This window comes from Pseudomonas fluorescens (assembly GCF_900215245.1).
GTDB lineage: Bacteria > Pseudomonadota > Gammaproteobacteria > Pseudomonadales > Pseudomonadaceae > Aquipseudomonas > Aquipseudomonas fluorescens.
The window spans coordinates 4712104-4728765 of sequence record NZ_LT907842.1 but is presented as its reverse complement, the minus strand read 5'-3'; the positions used below and the strand labels follow the sequence as shown (position 1 = coordinate 4728765).

Annotated in this window: 11 protein-coding genes and 2 pseudogenes; 6 read left to right on the top strand and 7 right to left on the bottom strand. The window is 57.7% G+C overall.

Annotated features, from left to right (window positions below; all coding sequences use genetic code 11):
• Positions 1-64: 64 nt before the first annotated feature.
• Together CPH89_RS22175 and CPH89_RS22170 are read right to left on the bottom strand one after the other, a co-directional pair.
• Positions 65-1510, bottom strand: coding sequence for a mechanosensitive ion channel family protein (locus CPH89_RS22175; protein WP_053255602.1), 1446 nt, complete (start codon positions 1508-1510; stop codon positions 65-67).
• 168 nt (positions 1511-1678) lie between these two features.
• A complete protein-coding gene (locus tag CPH89_RS22170; protein WP_053255601.1) occupies positions 1679-2545 on the bottom strand; it encodes a pirin family protein in 867 nt (288 codons plus the stop codon).
• 349 nt (positions 2546-2894) lie between these two features.
• Between CPH89_RS22170 and CPH89_RS22165 the strand changes: the two genes are divergently transcribed.
• From CPH89_RS22165 to CPH89_RS22145, 5 genes and pseudogenes are all read left to right on the top strand, one after another.
• A complete protein-coding gene (locus CPH89_RS22165; protein ID WP_053255600.1) occupies positions 2895-7595 on the top strand; it encodes an RNase A-like domain-containing protein in 4701 nt (1566 codons plus the stop codon).
• Positions 7592-7897 carry a contact-dependent growth inhibition system immunity protein gene (locus CPH89_RS22160; RefSeq protein WP_053255599.1) on the top strand — a complete coding sequence of 102 codons (306 nt, stop codon included), beginning with the start codon at positions 7592-7594 and terminating at the stop codon, positions 7895-7897. Before CPH89_RS22165 ends, CPH89_RS22160 begins: the two co-directional genes overlap by 4 nt.
• 79 nt (positions 7898-7976) lie before the next feature.
• Positions 7977-9284 (top strand): annotated as a pseudogene (locus CPH89_RS22155) (RHS repeat-associated core domain-containing protein); the annotation flags it as partial.
• Between the two features lie 5 nt (positions 9285-9289).
• Complete coding sequence (locus CPH89_RS22150) at positions 9290-9646, top strand: hypothetical protein (protein WP_053255765.1); 357 nt, start codon at positions 9290-9292, stop codon at positions 9644-9646.
• A 90-nt stretch (positions 9647-9736) separates the two neighbouring features.
• Positions 9737-10193, top strand: a pseudogene (locus CPH89_RS22145) (RHS repeat domain-containing protein); the annotation flags it as partial.
• A gap of 667 nt (positions 10194-10860) precedes the next feature.
• Here CPH89_RS22145 and CPH89_RS22135 read toward each other — a convergent pair.
• The 5 genes from CPH89_RS22135 to CPH89_RS22115 form a co-directional block, all read right to left on the bottom strand.
• Positions 10861-12090, bottom strand: coding sequence for a M20/M25/M40 family metallo-hydrolase (locus CPH89_RS22135; protein ID WP_053255597.1), 1230 nt, complete (start codon positions 12088-12090; stop codon positions 10861-10863).
• A gap of 49 nt (positions 12091-12139) precedes the next feature.
• The gene (locus tag CPH89_RS22130) at positions 12140-13198 is read right to left on the bottom strand and encodes a diguanylate cyclase (protein WP_053255596.1); all 1059 of its coding nucleotides are present in this window, start codon (positions 13196-13198) and stop codon (positions 12140-12142) included.
• Between the two features lie 89 nt (positions 13199-13287).
• The gene (locus CPH89_RS22125; protein ID WP_053255595.1) at positions 13288-13920 is read right to left on the bottom strand and encodes a LysE family translocator; all 633 of its coding nucleotides are present in this window, start codon (positions 13918-13920) and stop codon (positions 13288-13290) included.
• A gap of 65 nt (positions 13921-13985) precedes the next feature.
• Positions 13986-14855 carry a sugar phosphate isomerase/epimerase family protein gene (locus tag CPH89_RS22120; protein WP_053255594.1) on the bottom strand — a complete coding sequence of 290 codons (870 nt, stop codon included), beginning with the start codon at positions 14853-14855 and terminating at the stop codon, positions 13986-13988.
• Between the two features lie 27 nt (positions 14856-14882).
• Positions 14883-15047, bottom strand: a complete 165-nt coding sequence (locus tag CPH89_RS22115) for a rubredoxin (protein ID WP_053255593.1) — start codon at positions 15045-15047, stop codon at positions 14883-14885.
• A gap of 158 nt (positions 15048-15205) precedes the next feature.
• On the opposite strand from CPH89_RS22115, the gene CPH89_RS22110 reads away from it, so the two are divergent.
• The gene (locus CPH89_RS22110; protein ID WP_053255592.1) at positions 15206-16618 is read left to right on the top strand and encodes an aminotransferase-like domain-containing protein; all 1413 of its coding nucleotides are present in this window, start codon (positions 15206-15208) and stop codon (positions 16616-16618) included.
• Positions 16619-16662 lie beyond the last annotated feature (44 nt).

Genomic DNA, 16662 nt, shown 5'->3' with positions numbered 1-16662 from the left:
CGCGCCCACCGCGGCGCGCACGTCAGTGATCCGCACGACGTTCGGGTTTTCCCGCAATGACCGGCTACAGCCCGCGATTGCGCAGCCACTGCAAAAAGCCTTTCTTGACCGGCACCGCCGGCGTTTCCCGGGTCAGGGCCTGCGCCGTGTGCACACGGAAATCCAGCAGCGCCTTCATGGCTTCGCTGATGTCATGCCGCGCATCCAGGCAAGGTTTGAGGTATTCCCTTTCGATGCGGTACAGCGTGCAGAAGGTCTTGGCCGAGAAATCCGCCAGCGTCGCCTCATCCGACAAAATCCCCGCCTCGCCAATCACCTCGCCCGGCCCCATGCGCCCGGCTTCGAACTTGTGGCCACCCTTGACCAACATCACCGAGACCACGCCGGACTCGACGATGAACAAATGGTCGCTGACCTCGCCCGCCGGCAAGATCATCTCGCCAGCGCGGTAGGTGTGCAGGGTCATGTTCTGGCTGAAGGTGTCTTTCTCTTCCTGGCGCAGAGTGGAGAAAATCGACGAGCGCTCCAGCAAGGCCCGCGCAGCGGACATCGCCGGTGGCGCGCTGCTTTCGGTGGCGGACAACAGGCCTACGCCCGCCGCTTGCAGGTGCCGGAACGCCAAATCGTAAAGCTGGTTGCGTACTTCGCGTTTGAGGCCCATGGCCGGTACAAACCCACTGATCTCATAGTCAACGCCGCCACTGGCCGAGGTTTTGAACGCCACGCTGGGCGCGGGTTTGGCCAGCAGGGGTCGGCAACCTTGCATGGCGCGCTCCAGCGCCTCGATCACGGTTTGCGGGCGCGCATGGGGGCTGACTTGCAGGCTCACCGCCAGGCCGAACATGTCCGCCGGGCGTGAGAAGTTGATGATCTTGGCTTTGGCCGCCAGCGAGTTGGGGATCACCGCCATGCTGCCCTGGGAAGTCTCCAGGCGTGTGGCGCGCCAGTCGATGTCGGTGACGCGGCCTTCGGTGCCGTCGATAGAAATCCAGTCATCGACCTGATAGGGCTTGGTGGTGTTGAGGACGATCCCGGAAAACACATCGCTCAAGGTGCTTTGCAACGCCAGGCCGACGATGATCGCCACGGCGCCGGAGGTGGCGAGCACGCCCTTGACGGGCAGGTCGAGCACATAAGCCATGGCGGCAATGATCGCGATCAGGAAAATCACTGCGCCGATCAGGTCCTGCAACAACCGCCCGCCGTGCCCGACCCGATTCATCATCACCGTGCCGAGCAACACCGTGAGGGTGCGCGCAGCGAACAGCCACCAGCCGATCTGCAACCCCGTGGCGGCCAGGTGCAAGGCGGTGTTGTCGGCATACGGCGCGAGTTGCATGGGGTTCATGCCGTCGTTGAACAACACGGCGCTGTAAACGGCAAAAATCGCCAAGCGCGCTGCGAGTTTCCAGTTGGCGAGGTTGGCGGAAATAAGGCGCCACACAGCGATATCGATAAAGATCAGCGCCACGGCGCACAACATCGGGTGATCAGCGATAAATGAGGGCATCCAGGCGACTCCAGGGCGAATGCCCAGAAGATCGCATGAAACAGGAACGCTGGAAAACAAAATGTGGGAGCGGGCTTGCCTGCGATAGCATCACCTCGGTGCAACGGATACACCGAGGTGCCTGCATCGCAGGCAAGCCCGCTCCCACAGGGGTATTGCGCCCGGCAATCAGCCCGCCATCTGCCCGAAACGCCCCGACTGGAAGTCGGCAAACGCCTGGTGGATTTCCTGCTCGGTGTTCATCACGAACGGGCCGTGGCCGACGATAGGCTCGTCAATCGGCTCGCCGCTGAGCAGCAACACTTTAGCGTCATCGTTGGCCTCCAGCGTGAGCTGATCACCCTCGCGCTCGAACAACGCCAATTGCCCTTGGCGCGCCACTTCTTCGCCATTGACCAGCACCGTGCCGCGCAGAATCACCAGCGCAGTATTGCGCCCGGCGTGCAGGTCCAGCGTCACCGCTTTACCGGCATTCAGGCGCACGTCCCACACGTCAATTGGCGTAAAGGTGCGCGCAGGGCCATGAGTACCGGCGAATTCACCGGCGATCAGGCGCAGTTGCCCGGCGTCGTTGGCCAGCGGCAGCACAGGGATGTCACCGTCGACAATGGTCTGGTAACCGGCGTCGGCCATTTTGTCCTTGGCTGGCAGGTTGACCCACAGTTGCACCATTTCCAACGCCCCGCCGCTACGGGCAAAGGCTTCGGAATGAAACTCTTCATGGATGATGCCTTTCGCGGCTGTCATCCATTGCACATCGCCGGGGCCGATCTTGCCACCGGCGCCGGTGGAATCCCGGTGCTCGACTTCGCCGTCATACACGATGGTCACGGTTTCAAAGCCGCGATGCGGGTGTTGGCCGACGCCGCGACGTTGATCGGTGGGCGTGAAATCGGCGGGACCAGCGTGGTCCAGCAACAGGAATGGGCTGATGTGCTTGCCCATCGAGTCGTAGGAAAACAGCGTGCGCACCGGGAAGCCGTCGCCGACCCAATGGGCGCGAGGGCTGGTGTAGATGCCGATGAGTTTTTTCATGGTGTACCTCCAAAGTACGACCACCATAAGGCTGCTGGCGTTTGAGCACTAGCCGGCAAACGTGGCCTTATTCGTTCTATACATAGGACAGTGCTTTGTTCGCGGGCTGGCGCCGAAGCCTTGCCGTATACGGGCGGCAATACCTTGACTGACAGCGTGGACCCGCCGCGCTATGCCGTCTGGTGTTTGGGCAGAAGAGGACAAAAGCCGTTGAAACTTCCCACGTAACAGCCGGACAAGCTCTACAGATCTCTCCTTAAAACCTCTGCAAAGTCCTTCGCCTGACTCAACAGTGCGAGGGATTGCGGATGGTTTTCTTTGTTAGGGCGCCGGGTGACGGTGCCTACCCATGATTCCGGTCATTGCCAGGTTTGTCCTGGCCCCCATGGATGCCAAAGCACCGGATGTTGAAAGCGTCTTCCGTGATTTTCGAGAGTGCCTGAACACTTTTGACCAATGGGCCGAGAGCTTCTGGAGTGGTTCGGCGCTGGAAGTGGAGCAGGTGTTCAAGGTTGGAGAAGACGTCGCACTGGTAGCGCCGGTCTCTTCCAAAGCGCCAAGCCCCACAGTTGCGATGTGCAAGGCCCAGGGTTCCTTGACCCTGGTGCATATGTTCGAAAGCACGCAGTTCGTGCCGATCGGCAATACGCCGGTGATGCTGCAAGCCATTGCCGTAGATGGCAGCCCGACAGGGCCGCCCATCCATCACACCATCGGCCCCAGCGGCATTCTTGAAGTCAGAGAATGCACACGTGATCAGCGATACCAAATTACGTTTTACCCCAACGTTTCCAAAGATCACGTCAAGGCGTTGTATGCGTCTTATCAGTCGGTGATTGCGGAGTTGGAAGTTCGCCTGCGCGATGAGTGGACTAAGACCTCAAGCGCCCAATGGACCGACTTTGCAAACGCCACGCCTATTGAGCGTAGCGCGATGCAAGGCGTGGCATTTGCCAGTGGGATCAGCCAAGCGTTCTACAACCTGTGGGACAACTTTACGCAACTGTATGACCTGCTGGCGGATATCAGAACCAACAGCCAAAAGTTGCTGCAATACATCTCCCAAACCGAACTTGACGATCTGCTGAAACTGGGCAAGGACGCCATTGCGCAGGGTCTGCTGGTACTCAGCGACGAACCGCTGTTGTTCATCTATCTGTCAGCCATGGTCGGCTGGATACGCATGCTTCCACCGCCAGACATGTATGAGCTGCTGGGAGAGGTCACCGGCGAAGTATTGATCAACTTGTTTCTGATCTGGGCGACCCGGGGTATGGGCGTGCAACTTCGGCTGGGTGCTCAGGTATTGGGCCCTATCAAATCAAGGCGGGTGCGCAACTGGTTGCAGACGCTGGCGGGTCAGTTGGTGGGGCCGATATTGGAGCCGCATCTGGCAGCGGTTAAGCCCTTGATGCTCGGTGGCCCTGCCACACAGATCAAGACCGTGCCGCTTGTGTCGTTGAAGGCTGGGGATCAGTTGGTTTCCAACCCGGTACCGGCGGTTCGTAAGAAGACCCAGCAGACGACATTGGTGCGCCAGGAACCTGTCGACGATGTGCCGGCTGCGGGTAAGAACCCGAACGGCGATGCGGCGGCCCCGGCGGACAAGACGGCCACCAACGGTTGCCCGGTGTCGATGGTGACCGGCGAGGAACTGCTGACCCTCACCGACGGTGTGCTGGACGGGATATTGCCGTTTGAGTGGACACGGTTGTATCGCACCAGTGCGGTGGACGTGGATTGCGGGCTGGGGTTTGGCTGGAGTCATGCGCTGGCCCAGCGGTTGGTGGTGGATGGCGATTCGGTGGTGTGGACGGATCATGAGAACCGCTCGACTGCCCTGCCCTTGCCTTCTGCCACCCGACCGGTGATTACCAACAGCCTGGCCGAAGCCGCGATTTACTTGGGCGCTTTGCCCGATGAACTGGTGCTGGCTCAGGCGTCACGTTTCTACCATTTCCGCGACGGTTTACTCACAGCCATCAGCGATGCGTATGACAACCGCCTGCGGGTTGTTCGAGATCGTTTGGGGCGAATCGAACGACTGGATAACGGTGCGGGCCGCTCGCTGTTTTTGCGCTATGCGTTTGGTCGCATCGCGGCCGTGGACTACCAGGTTCATCGCGCCAAAGGGCCTGAACCCTTTGAATGGGTGACTGAACAGACCGTCGTTGCCTACGCCTACGATGACCTTGGCCGACTGGTGTCAGCGACCAACGCCGTCGGTGAAAGCGAGGTTTATCGGTACGACGATCAGCACGTCATTCTGGAGCGGCAGCTCGCCGGCGGGGCGAGCTTCTTCTGGGCGTGGGAACGGGCTGGCAAAGCGGCACGCTGTGTCCGGCACTGGGCCAGCTTTTCGCAGATGGACACGCGCTATGCGTGGGATGACAACGGCCGGGTCACGGTTCACAACGCTGACGGCAGTCGCGAAGTTTACGTGCATGACCAGCGCGCGCGGCTGGTGCAGCGTATTGATCCCGACGGCGCCGAGCACTTCAAGTCCTATGACGACAAAGGCCGGCTGACGGTCGAGCAAGACCCGTTGGGCGCGGTGACGGCGTATCAGTACGACGACGCCGGACGGTTGGTGGCGTTGTTTCCTGGGGAGGATGAACCGACTTCCTACGAGCACGATAACGGGTTCGTACGGGTTGTACGGCGTGGTGAGGCGGTCTGGAAGTATGAGCGCAACGACCAGGGCGACGTCATTCGCAAGACTGATCCCGACGGGAATGTCACGGACTGCAGCTACGACAAATACGGGCAACTGAGCGGGATTTGGTATCCGGATAACAGCTGTCACCGGCTGGTCTGGAATGAACGCGGTCAGTTGCTTGAGGAGCAACTGCCGAATGGCGCTATCAAACGCTATCGCTATGACGCTCTTGGTAGGCAGATTACACGCGAGGAAGAGCATGGAGCGCTAACCCAGTATCAATGGGACGCCGCCGGGCGTCTGCTGAAACTGACCCGGCACGATGGAGCTACGCGGGAATACAGCTACAACCCCTACGGAAAAATCACCGCCGAACGCGATGAACGGGGCCACGTCACTCGCTACGAATACGCCGACGGCCTGCACCTGATCAGCCGCCGCATCAATGCCGATGGCACTCAGGTCAACTACCGCTACGACAACGTACGGTTGCTGCTGACCGCCATCGAAAACGAAGTCGGCGAAACCTACCAGCTCGCTTACCACCCCAATGGCCTGATCCAGCAGGAAATCGGTTTTGATGGCCAGCGCACCGCCTACGTTTACGACCTCAACGGTAACCTGGCGGAAAAGACCGAATATGGCGATGACGGCAGTCAGCTAATCACCCGCTACGAGCGAGACCACGCCGGCCGCCTCGTACGAAAAACCCTGCCCGACGGCAACCTTGTTGATTATGCCTACGACCGCCAGGGCAACCTCCTCAGCGTTGACGACGGCCACTGGGCGCTGGCCTACGAATACGACCCACAAAACCGCCTCACCGCCGAACACCAGGGCTGGGGCACCTTGCGCTATGGCTACGACGCCTGCGGCCAGCTGCAAAACCTCCGTCTGCCGGACAACAACCGCCTCACCTTCAACCACGACAAAGGCGGCCACCTTGCCAGCGTCGAACTGAATGGTGAAACACTCACTTCTCACCTGTTCAAAGCCGGTCGCGAACACCAGCGCCAACAAGGCCAGCTCCTCAGCCACTACCACTACGACGAACAAAACCGCCTGCACGCCCACGCCGTCAGCCAACAGCAACACACTCTCTACCAGCGCCAATACGACTACGACAACACCGGCAACCTCACCCGCCTGCTCGATACCCGTAAAGGCCAACACGACTACCACTACGACCCCCTCGCCCGTCTGACTCGGGCCGATCACTCGCAAGACGTGCAAGAACGCTTCGGCCACGACCCGGCGGGCAACCTGCTGATGCAGGATCGACCTGGCCCGGACATCGTTGCCGGCAACCGCCTGATGATCCAGGGCGATCATCATTACGACTATGACGCCTTTGGCAACCTGATCCGTCAGCGACGTGGCAAAGGCCATCAACTCGTTACTGAATACCGCTACGACTGCCAGCACCGGTTGATAGGCATCACCCAGCCCAATGGGCAAACAGCCAGCTATCGCTACGACCCGTTTGGGCGACGGATCAGCAAAACCGTCGACGACATCACCACCGAGTTTTTTTGGCAAGGCGACAAGCTGGTTGCCGAGCATCACGCGGATCGCCATCGCAGTTACCTCTACGAACCGGACAGCTTCCGCCCGCTGGCACTGCTGGAAGGCTTTGGTCCAAAAGACACCCAGCCCTTCCACTACCAACTCGACCACCTCGGAACACCGCAGGAGCTTACAGACCCAGACGGTGAAATCGTCTGGTCGGCGCACTACCGCGCCTACGGCGAGATTGCCCGCCTCGACGTCAGCAAAATCGACAACCCGCTACGCTTCCAAGGCCAATACTTCGACCCGGAAAGCGCGCTGCACTACAACCGCCATCGCTACTACAATCCGGATATTGGTCGTTACCTGACGCCTGACCCGGTGAAGCTGGCGGGTGGGATTAACGCGTACCAGTACGTGCCCAATCCGACGGGATGGGTGGATCCCCTGGGACTGAGTTGTAAGAGCACGAATTGTCCTGAAGGCCCGTATAGCAAAATAGTTCCAGGTGGGGGGTTAGCTGCACATGAACGGGCGGGAGGGCATTTGATGCAAAGACACATCGGTAGAACTGATAGGCAATTGCTGGATCGTTTGCAACAACAACCAAACATCCCAGCAGCTTCGACTTTTCATGATCGCACTTCGGCAGAGTTAGCGATATCAAACGTATTAGATGACAACAAAACCAAGATCAGCAACTTTCTCGAAGGGCAAAACAACCAAATTGTCATTATTCAAAAAGTCAAACACCCTATAGGCACCAGTTTTAAAAAGAACACAACAATTTCCGTTCCCGGAACGGAAATTCACCTTGTCATTCGCAGAGATAACAACATGCATAATGGCTACCGAATTCACACTGGATTTCCAAACCCATGAACCAAGACTATCCTGAGCTACAGCAATTCCTTGCAGGCTATTTTAATCAAGATTGGGCGTACGACCACAAGAGCGCAGATGATGTAATTGACTTTTTCATCTCCGACATTTCTGCGGACGTACTATCCGAAGTACAGTCAGAGTTAGACAGATTAATAATGACCAACAAGACGGAGCAAGAGCTTCAAGACTACTTATTCGCCGACATCGGATGCTACTACTATTATCTTAACGAATGGAAGGACGCTCGAACGTGGTTGAAGCATGTGGCCTCAACCCTGAAAAAACAAAGTTCTAAATAAAAAACAAATAAGGCAGCAGAAAACCTTGTAGTTAGCGAGCTTGCGTTGAGCTGCGAAGCGGCCCCAATAGGAGCGGACGAGGTACCACTACTACGATCCCCTCGCCCGTCTGACTCGGGCCGATCACCCACGAGACGCACAGGAACGCTTCGGCCACGGCCCGGACATCGTTGCCGGCAACCGCCTGATGATCCAGGGCGATCATCATTACGACTATGACGCCTTTGGCAACCTGATCCGTCAGCGACGTGGCAAAGGCCATCAACTCGTTACTGAATACCGCTACGACTGCCAGCACCGGTTGATAGGCATCACCCAGCCGAACGGAAAAACAGCCAGCTATCGCTATGACCCGTTTGGGCGACGGATCAGCAAAACCGTTGGAGGCATAACGACAGAGTTTTTTTGGCAAGGCGACAAGCTGATTGCCGAGCATCACGCGGATCGCCATCGCAGTTACCTCTACGAACCGGACAGTTTTAGGCCTTTGGCACTGCTGGAAGGCTTTGGCCCTAAAGACACCCAGCCCTTCCACTACCAACTCGACCACCTCGGAACACCGCAGGAGCTTACAGACCCAGACGGTGAAATCGTCTGGTCGGCGCACTACCGCGCCTATGGTGAGATTGCCCGCCTCGACGTCAGCAAAATCGACAACCCGCTGCGCTTCCAAGGCCAATACTTCGATGCGGAAAGCGGGCTGCACTACAACCGCCATCGCTACTACAATCCGGATATTGGTCGCTATCTGACGCCTGACCCGGTGAAGCTGGCGGGTGGGATTAACGCGTACCAGTACGTGCCGAGCCCTACAGGGTGGATTGATCCGCTAGGCTTAAACTCATGCCCTAGTGGAGATGGTTGCAAGTCAAGCGCTAACGTTCAAAACTCAACTAAAGGTGTACATCACGGAGAGCCCGCGTTACCTCAACTGACACGTGCGGAACGACTGGCAAAAATTGATGAGCTCGCAGAAGCAAATACCTACAGACGCTTGGACAAGCTCGAAGAGGAGACACCAGGCGCACATTTTTTAGAAAAACACGGCGCCCAGACAACATTTGAATCTCAGCTCGAAAGAGTCAGATCAGCAAAAAACCCAACAACAGGAATTGTTGAGATTTACACATCAGGTAAGAAAAAAGGAGAACCTAAATACCCACCTGCAGCAACGCATTACCTGAGCCATAGGGATCAGTTGAATTCGATATATCGAGCACAGCTAATATTTAGAAGAAACGGTCATGCAGCATCATTGGAGCCGATGGACATGGGAAGAGTGATTGGTGAAGGGTATTCCAGTGGCGACCTGCAATATAGTCAACAACGCAAAGCACGAGTAATACTAGATAAAGATGGAAAACCAAAAACTGCCTATACCGAGTGATGAACATGAAAAAAAATCCAAGCATGGCAATAATCCGTGGATTACTGTTCACATACGACATTGAAAATACGGATAATCCGGAAAGAGAAGATTTCATCTCCTCAAAGAATGTAAACAACAAAGAAGAACTTATTGAGCTTTTTGACGAACTGACCAAGCCAGAATTTCTGTCTTATACAAAATCAGAACAAGAATGGTTCATCGAGTCGATCGAACACTACTTATCTATTAATGATGACTTCAACGCAGTATTTAAAAAAATGGCAACTTACTTCAGCGACCCTATAGCTGATCAACGAATCTTTATGCAGATCCTTTTGAGCCGTTTAAAGCAATACATGGTCAGTTTCAAAGACCAATAGGCAGCATAAGAACGCCACCACTCGACGTTACAGCCCAATCCCCGTGGTGAGAGAGCGAACATGCTCGCTCTCTCACCACGGGTCTTCGCAATTGCCGAACATCACGCAGATCGTCATCGCAGTTACCTCTACGAACCGGACAGTTTTAGGCCTTTGGCACTGCTGGAAGGCTTTGGCCCTAAAGACACCCAGCCCTTCCACTACCAACTCGACCACCTCGGAACACCGCAGGAGCTTACAGACCCAGACGGTGAAATCGTCTGGTCGGCGCACTACCGCGCCTACGGAGAGATTGCCCGCCTCGACGTCAGCAAAATCGACAACCCGCTGCGCTTCCAAGGCCAATACTTCGACCCGGAAAGCGGGCTGCACTACAACCGCCACCGGTACTACAATCCGGATATTGGTCGCTACCTGACGCCTGACCCGGTGAAGCTGGCGGGTGGGATTAACGCGTACCAGTACGTGCCGAACCCAACAGGTTGGGTGGATCCTCTGGGCTTAAACACCTGCCCAGGCGGCGATGGATGTAAGCCAGTAACCGGCCTCGAAAATCCAATCGGAAAGGCACAAGTAAATGAGCGACAACTAACTGCACCTCAAACCTCGCGGGAACAGCGACGTGAACGCTTTTACTCTATTTCCGATCAAGGAATAAAAATGCTATTTCACCCATTTTCCGAGCACATACCTTTTGATGCGAGCTTGTATTATTTCGTAGGAGTTTTTGACATTTACGACAGAGAGGAAACCAAGGGAGCAGAGCTTCACGCCTATGATCCCAACGACAAAAAAGATAGAGAAAATCTAATTCTCAAATATTGCCTGGATCCATACAACAAGCTTTCCTATCGCCACCGATACAAATTAATGGAAAACCTGGACGCCGCATTAAATACAGAAAACTTTGATTTTCATTGTTTTTTTGAGGATGACCCAGATAAATATTCAACGATGGCCTGGGACGAAACAGAAATAGTTGACCCCCGAAGCTTTTTTGCCGACATCTACCGATTAGCCAACGAGGTTTGGAAAGACGACCTCCAAAGAGCCAGTCTCGAAGACCCATCCACATGGTAAGAACACCACTTGCCTCACTGACAACCCCAACCCTGTGGCGAGCGAGCTTGCTCGCGTTGGGTTGCGCAGCGGTCACAATAAGCCAGCGGGCCAGAGAATCGGGCTCACCGGAATGAGTGAGCCCTGCAATCAAATCAGCGCCTGGAAAGCTCCATAATCATCCGGCTCAACAGATAAATCCGCGGCGCCACACTTTCCACCTCGGCATATTCCTCCGGCGTATGAATATTCCCACCGACAATCCCAAACCCATCCAGCGTCGGCGTCCCAACCCCGGCGGACAGGCTTGCATCCGCCGCTCCGCCGCTGCCTTCAATGGTCAGCTTGCGCCCTAACTCCCCATAAATTCCCTGGGCAATCGCCACCAATTTGTCCGACTCCGGCGTCTGCGGCATCGGCGGCAGGCCGCGCAACAGGCTGGTCTTCACTTCGGTTTCAGGGATCAACTTATTCGCTGAAACGCGCGCGAGGTCTTTCTCGATCCGATCAAATTCTTTCGGCAACGCAGCACGCACGTCGGCCTTGGCGGTGGCTTGGTCGGGGATCACATTGGTGCGGTCACCGGCCTTGATGACCGTGAAGTTGATGGTGGTTTTCTTTTCCTCATCGCCCAGTTTGCCCAGTTGCAGGATCTGGTGCGCGGCTTCCATGGCGGCGTTGCGACCCAGTTCCGGGGCGACACCAGCATGAGCGGCTTTGCCTTTGACTTCGACCACGGCGGTGGCGCTGCCTTTGCGCCATACCACCAGGCCGTCGGCGGGGCGGCCGGGTTCGAGGTTGAGGGTGACGTCGTGGCTTTTGGCGGTGTTGCGGATCAGCTCGGAGGCGGCCTCGGAGCCGGTTTCTTCGCTGGCGTCGAGAAGGAAGGTGATGTTTGCGTAGTCCTTGAAGCCCTGGTTTTTGAGGACTTTCAGCGCGTAGATGCCGGCGACGATGCCGCCCTTGTCATCCATTACGCCCGGGCCATAAGCGCGGCCGTCTTTGATGTGGAACGGGCGTTCGGCGGCCGAGCCTTCCTTGAACACGGTGTCCATGTGGGCCATCAGCAGGATCCTGGCTTTACCGGTGCCCTTGAGGGTAGCGATCACATGGCTGTTGTTGGCGGCCTTGTCCGGCACCAGTTCGATGCTGAAACCGAGCTGTTTCAGTTCATCGACGGCGATGTCGCGCACTTGGGTCAGGCCGGGCTCGTAGCCGGAGCCCGAATCAATATTCACCAGGCGCTCCAACAGTTTCAAGGTATCGGCCTGGTACTGTTCGGAATCCGCCTGGATCTGTTTGTGGGGTTCGGCGCTGTAGGCCGGCATTGCGCAGGACAAGGCCAGGGTCGCGGCCAGGAGGGTACGGGAGAAGGAGAAGAGCATGGACCGATCCTTGTTTTTTGTTGGGAGGGGCTGCAAACACCCTACCCCACTAAACCGACCGCAACCAACTCCCCTGCACAGCGCTGACCCGGTTACGCCCGCTGCTCTTGGCTTCATACAAGGCCTGGTCAGCGTCGTTGAGCCAACTGGTGGAATCGGCGTGGGCGGCTTGATACGGGGCCAGCCCAATGCTCAGGCTGGCGCGCAGGGTCGGGTCCTGCACATAGGCCAATGCACTGAAGCGATCGCGCAAGGCGTCCATCACTTCCGTGGCCCGAGCAAGTGGCATATCCGGCAAAATCACACAAAACTCATCCCCGCCATAACGCCCGGCCATGTCGGAAGCCCGCAGGTTCTGGCGCAGGACTTTACTCAGTTGGCGCAGCACGATATCGCCAGTGACATGCCCGTAGGTATCGTTGATGGTCTTGAAATGGTCGATGTCGATCAGCGCAATAGCCGCGCCGACCTGCTCGCGGCGGCAGCGCTGAAACTCGATTTCCAGATGGTCTTTCCAGGCGCCGTGGTTGAGCAGGCCGGACAGGCTGTCCGTGCGGCTCAACGCCAGCAACTCGCGTTTATGCCGGGCCAGGGTCACGGCCTGGCGATAGCAGATCCACCCCAGCGCCATGGGATACAGCGTGAGGATCGGCAAGCACGCATACAGCTGGGTCTCGGTGGTCACGGCGATAAACGCCGGACCCAATAGCAACATTGACGCGCCAATACCCAACGCCTGTGCGACCCAACCGGCCAACATAAAGCGAAACCCGCCGATGGCGACGTTGTTCATGGTCATCATCGACAGCGTGGTGACGCCGGGCAGCGGGTTGAAGTGCATGGCGCCGACCCAGAACCCGCCGCAAAAGGAGTCGAACAGCAGGTTGCGGCGTTCGCTGCGCAGCGAATTGCTCGCGCGGCGCGACCATTGATAGGCAAGGTGCGGCCAGACAAAGGCGTTGATCACCATCCATACCCACACCCACGCCGGTGGGTGCAGGGGATACATACCAAACACCACGCACACCAAGCCGAGCGTCAGCCCCAGTAAGCGGGATTTGTATAACCGTGAAGCGAGCGGAAGTCCATTTCCTCCGGCAGCTGACATGGTCGGGTGTAATCCTGAGAGAATGCCTGGAGTCTATCAGGGCAACAGCAAATCGCCACTACCGCTCATAAGGCTGTAGATCAGGCCATTCAGTGCGAAAACCCGCGCGCCAGCATCAACGCCACACCCAGTAGCAACACCGCCGTGACCCGCTGCAACAACACCCGGCGCTTGGGGTTTTCCAATACGTGTTTGATGCGCTGGCCGAAATAGCAGTACAGGCAACCGCTGGCAAATTGCAGCGTCAGAAAGGTTAACCCCAGGATCGCGATATCTGCCGATGAGGTGTGCTCACCTGAGCCGGCAAACTGCGGGAACACCGCGCTGAACATGATGATGGTCTTAGGGTTGGAAAACCCGGTCAGCAAGCCTTTGCCGAACAGGCTGCGCGAGCCCTCCACGGCACCGGCCTTGTTGATCGCGACGCCACTGCTGGTCCACTGCTTGTAGGCCAGGTAAAGAATGTAGGCCACGCCAACAAACTGGATGGTCTGGGTAATGGCGAGGTTGCCCTTGATCAACTCCGAAAAGCCCACGGCAAAGATCAGGATCGAAATCAGGTAGGACACCGTGGCGCCGATCTGCGCCGGGATCGAGCTACGCAGGCCGTCTTTCAAACCCAGGCTCAAGAGCAGCAGGGTCATGGGGCCGGGGCTGAAGGTCATGGTGGCGCAAAACAGCAGAAAATACAGAAACGAAGACAGTGTTAACGCAGTTGTCATGGTCCGGGACCTTGGTTTGAAAAAAACAACGGAGCGGGCCTCGCAAGCGCCCGCCCCTGGGCCCATCAGGCGACCGCGATTTCGGTCGTCAGGGATTCGCGGTACATCAGCGCCAGGTCAGCCAGGGCAGCCTTGGCGGTCTGGTTGCGGGTTTCGAACGCCACCAAGCCTTTCCAATTGGTTTCGACGATGGCCTGCACCACGTCGGCGTAGTCACAGCTGCCGTCATGAATGCCGAAGTGCTGGTCTTGCACGCCATTGTTATTGCTGAAGGAAATGCCCTTGATGAGGTGGTGATACTTGCGCACCACCTCCGCCGGCAGGCCGTTTTCGATATTGGCGTGGCCGGCATCCAGGAAGAAATACACGTTGCTGTGCGCTTGCAGGCGCTCGAATACAAAGGCGTATTCAGCTTCGTGGGTAAAGATGTAGTGGAACGGCCGGTAGTTGACGTAGTTGGACAGGTTCTCCAGGTAGATATCCGTGCCCTTGGCCGCGGCGTAACTTGCCAGTTCCTGTACCGACTTGAGGTAGTGCTCCAGGGCAACCTTCTTGGCCATCAGCACCATTTTCGGCTCGACGATGCAGCCACCGTGAATGATCAACGGCGCGCCCAGACGGCTGGCGATATCGATCTCTTTTTTCACGTACTCCACGGCCGCCACACGGAACGCCTCGACGTCACTGCCCAGTGGGGCCTTGAAGTTGCCGTGGAATATCGGCCGAACGCCGCTCGCCTCGATCTGCGCCTGCAGGCTGACGATGCGTGCCTCGGTCCAGTCGTCAACCATTTCACCGAACAGGCTGCCGTCGATGTACCAGTGGGTGCAGTCGCCTTCGACAGCGGTTTGCAGGCCCTTTTCCGCGCTGAGGTATTTCTGGTGAGCCACACCGGTACAGAACGGCACGGTGGGGTTGATCAGTTTGCTTTCCATGGAGCGATTCCTTTCGTTGATGGAGGGTTAAATTTCGATGGCCATGAAGTCGGCCTTGGTCACGCCGCAATCCGGGCATTTCCAGTCTTCAGGCACCTCTTCCCAAGGGGTGCCTGCCGGGATTCCGTCCTCCGGAATGCCCAATTCTTCTACGTACATAAAGCCGCAGGGTGCGCACATATAAGTCTTCATAAGGATGCGAAATCCATTGCTCGCCTGTAGGGAATGTCGCCAACTCCTGGCGAGATGGCGCGCAGTCTAGGGGAGCGGCATTGCACAAGGCAGGTAAAGTGATGCCTAATCCGGCCTAACTTCACCGGTAAAAGTACCGGCAAAGACAAGGAAGGTTTATGTTTGTATCCGCTATCGCCTTTGTGGAAGGCACGCCCAAGGTCCAGCAGATCGTCGCGGCGTTCAGCCAGGCGATCGAAAGCGGTGAATGGGCGCCCGGCAGTAAGTTGCCATCGGTGCGTGAGTTGACCCAGACCCTGGGCGTGAGCAAGTTCACCCTCAATGAGGCACTGGACCGTCTGCGTGGGCGCAACCTGCTGACCTCAAGCCAGGGTCGCGGCTACTTTGTGGCGATGGAAACCGCCCACCCGACTTCGGCGACCTGGGTCGACCTGCTGCCCCAGGACCTGCTCAGCGTGTTACGGCGCCCGCTGGTCACCGTCAGCGGCGAGTTGCGGCCCGGTGGCGGCCACTTGCCGGAGGAATGGTTGAACGGCGAAGCCATCCGCCAAACCATGCGCAGCGTGGTGCGCGCGCCGTCGTTGCGCATTGCCGGGCTGGGCACGCCGGCCGGGCTGTTGCCGCTGCGCCAGGCCCTGCAACAGAAACTGCACGCCGACGGCCTGTCGGTGCCGGTGGAGCAAATCATCACCACCCCCAACACGGTGCAGGGCCTGGACATGCTGATGCGCCTGCTCGCACGCCCCGGCGACACGGTGCTGCTGGACGCGCCGTGTTACTTCAACTTCCACGCCAACCTGGCCCTGCATGGCGTCAAAGTGGTGACTATCCAGCGCCGTCCCGACGGCTTTGACTTCACCGCCCTCGAACAACTGCTGGCCGAACACCGCCCCAGCCTGTATCTCACCACCAGCGTGTTGCATAACCCTACCGGCCATTCTTTCAGCCCCAGTCAGGCGTTTCGCCTGCTGCAACTGACCCAGCACTACCACTGCCATATTGTCGAAGATGACCTCTACGGCGACTTGCACCCCAACCCGCCGCCCCGACTGGCAACCCTTGCCGGCCTGGAGCAGGTCACCTACCTGTCGGGGTTCTCCAAGATCCTCAGCGCCAACACACGCGTCAGTTATGTGGTGGCCGCGCCGCAGTTGGCCGCCAACCTGACCAACATGAAGTTGATGAGTGGCGGCGTGACCTCGGAGCTGTTCGAACAGATTGTCTATCGCATGCTCAGCGAAGGCAGCTATGCCAAACACCGCAAGCGTATGGTGCAGCGCTTGATGGAATCGGGTGGGCGTGTCGAACAGTGGCTCAAGCGCTGCGGCTGCGAATTGCCGATGGCCTTTGAAGGCGGCATGTTTATCTGGGCGCGCCTGCCACCGGGGGTGAACGGCGAGCAGCTGGCCCAGGAGGCGTTGAAACGCAGCATGGTCTTGGCGCCGGGCGCGCTATTCGGCTATGACCCGGCGCACCTTGATTCGATGCGCTTCAATGTGGCCCACAGTGACGAGCCACGCGCGCAACGGGTATTCGAAGCGCTGCTGCTGAAGGCCGGGCGTAAGCCTTGAGCGGTCGCGCCATGGATGCGCAGAAGCCGATCACTCACTGCCCG

What these genes read in the sequence shown, in the direction of transcription:
- CPH89_RS22115 (WP_053255593.1), bottom strand. Translation starts at nt 15,047, where the DNA reads ATGAAGACTTATATGTGCGCACCCTGCGGCTTTATGTACGTAGAAGAA.
- CPH89_RS22135 (WP_053255597.1), bottom strand. Translation starts at nt 12,090, where the DNA reads ATGCTCTTCTCCTTCTCCCGTACCCTCCTGGCCGCGACCCTGGCCTTG.
- CPH89_RS22125 (WP_053255595.1), bottom strand. Translation starts at nt 13,920, where the DNA reads ATGACAACTGCGTTAACACTGTCTTCGTTTCTGTATTTTCTGCTGTTT.
- CPH89_RS22165 (WP_053255600.1), top strand. Translation starts at nt 2,895, where the DNA reads ATGATTCCGGTCATTGCCAGGTTTGTCCTGGCCCCCATGGATGCCAAA.
- CPH89_RS22150 (WP_053255765.1), top strand. Translation starts at nt 9,290, where the DNA reads ATGAAAAAAAATCCAAGCATGGCAATAATCCGTGGATTACTGTTCACA.
- CPH89_RS22130 (WP_053255596.1), bottom strand. Translation starts at nt 13,198, where the DNA reads ATGTCAGCTGCCGGAGGAAATGGACTTCCGCTCGCTTCACGGTTATAC.
- CPH89_RS22160 (WP_053255599.1), top strand. Translation starts at nt 7,592, where the DNA reads ATGAACCAAGACTATCCTGAGCTACAGCAATTCCTTGCAGGCTATTTT.
- CPH89_RS22170 (WP_053255601.1), bottom strand. Translation starts at nt 2,545, where the DNA reads ATGAAAAAACTCATCGGCATCTACACCAGCCCTCGCGCCCATTGGGTC.
- CPH89_RS22120 (WP_053255594.1), bottom strand. Translation starts at nt 14,855, where the DNA reads ATGGAAAGCAAACTGATCAACCCCACCGTGCCGTTCTGTACCGGTGTG.
- CPH89_RS22175 (WP_053255602.1), bottom strand. Translation starts at nt 1,510, where the DNA reads ATGCCCTCATTTATCGCTGATCACCCGATGTTGTGCGCCGTGGCGCTG.
- CPH89_RS22110 (WP_053255592.1), top strand. Translation starts at nt 15,206, where the DNA reads ATGTTTGTATCCGCTATCGCCTTTGTGGAAGGCACGCCCAAGGTCCAG.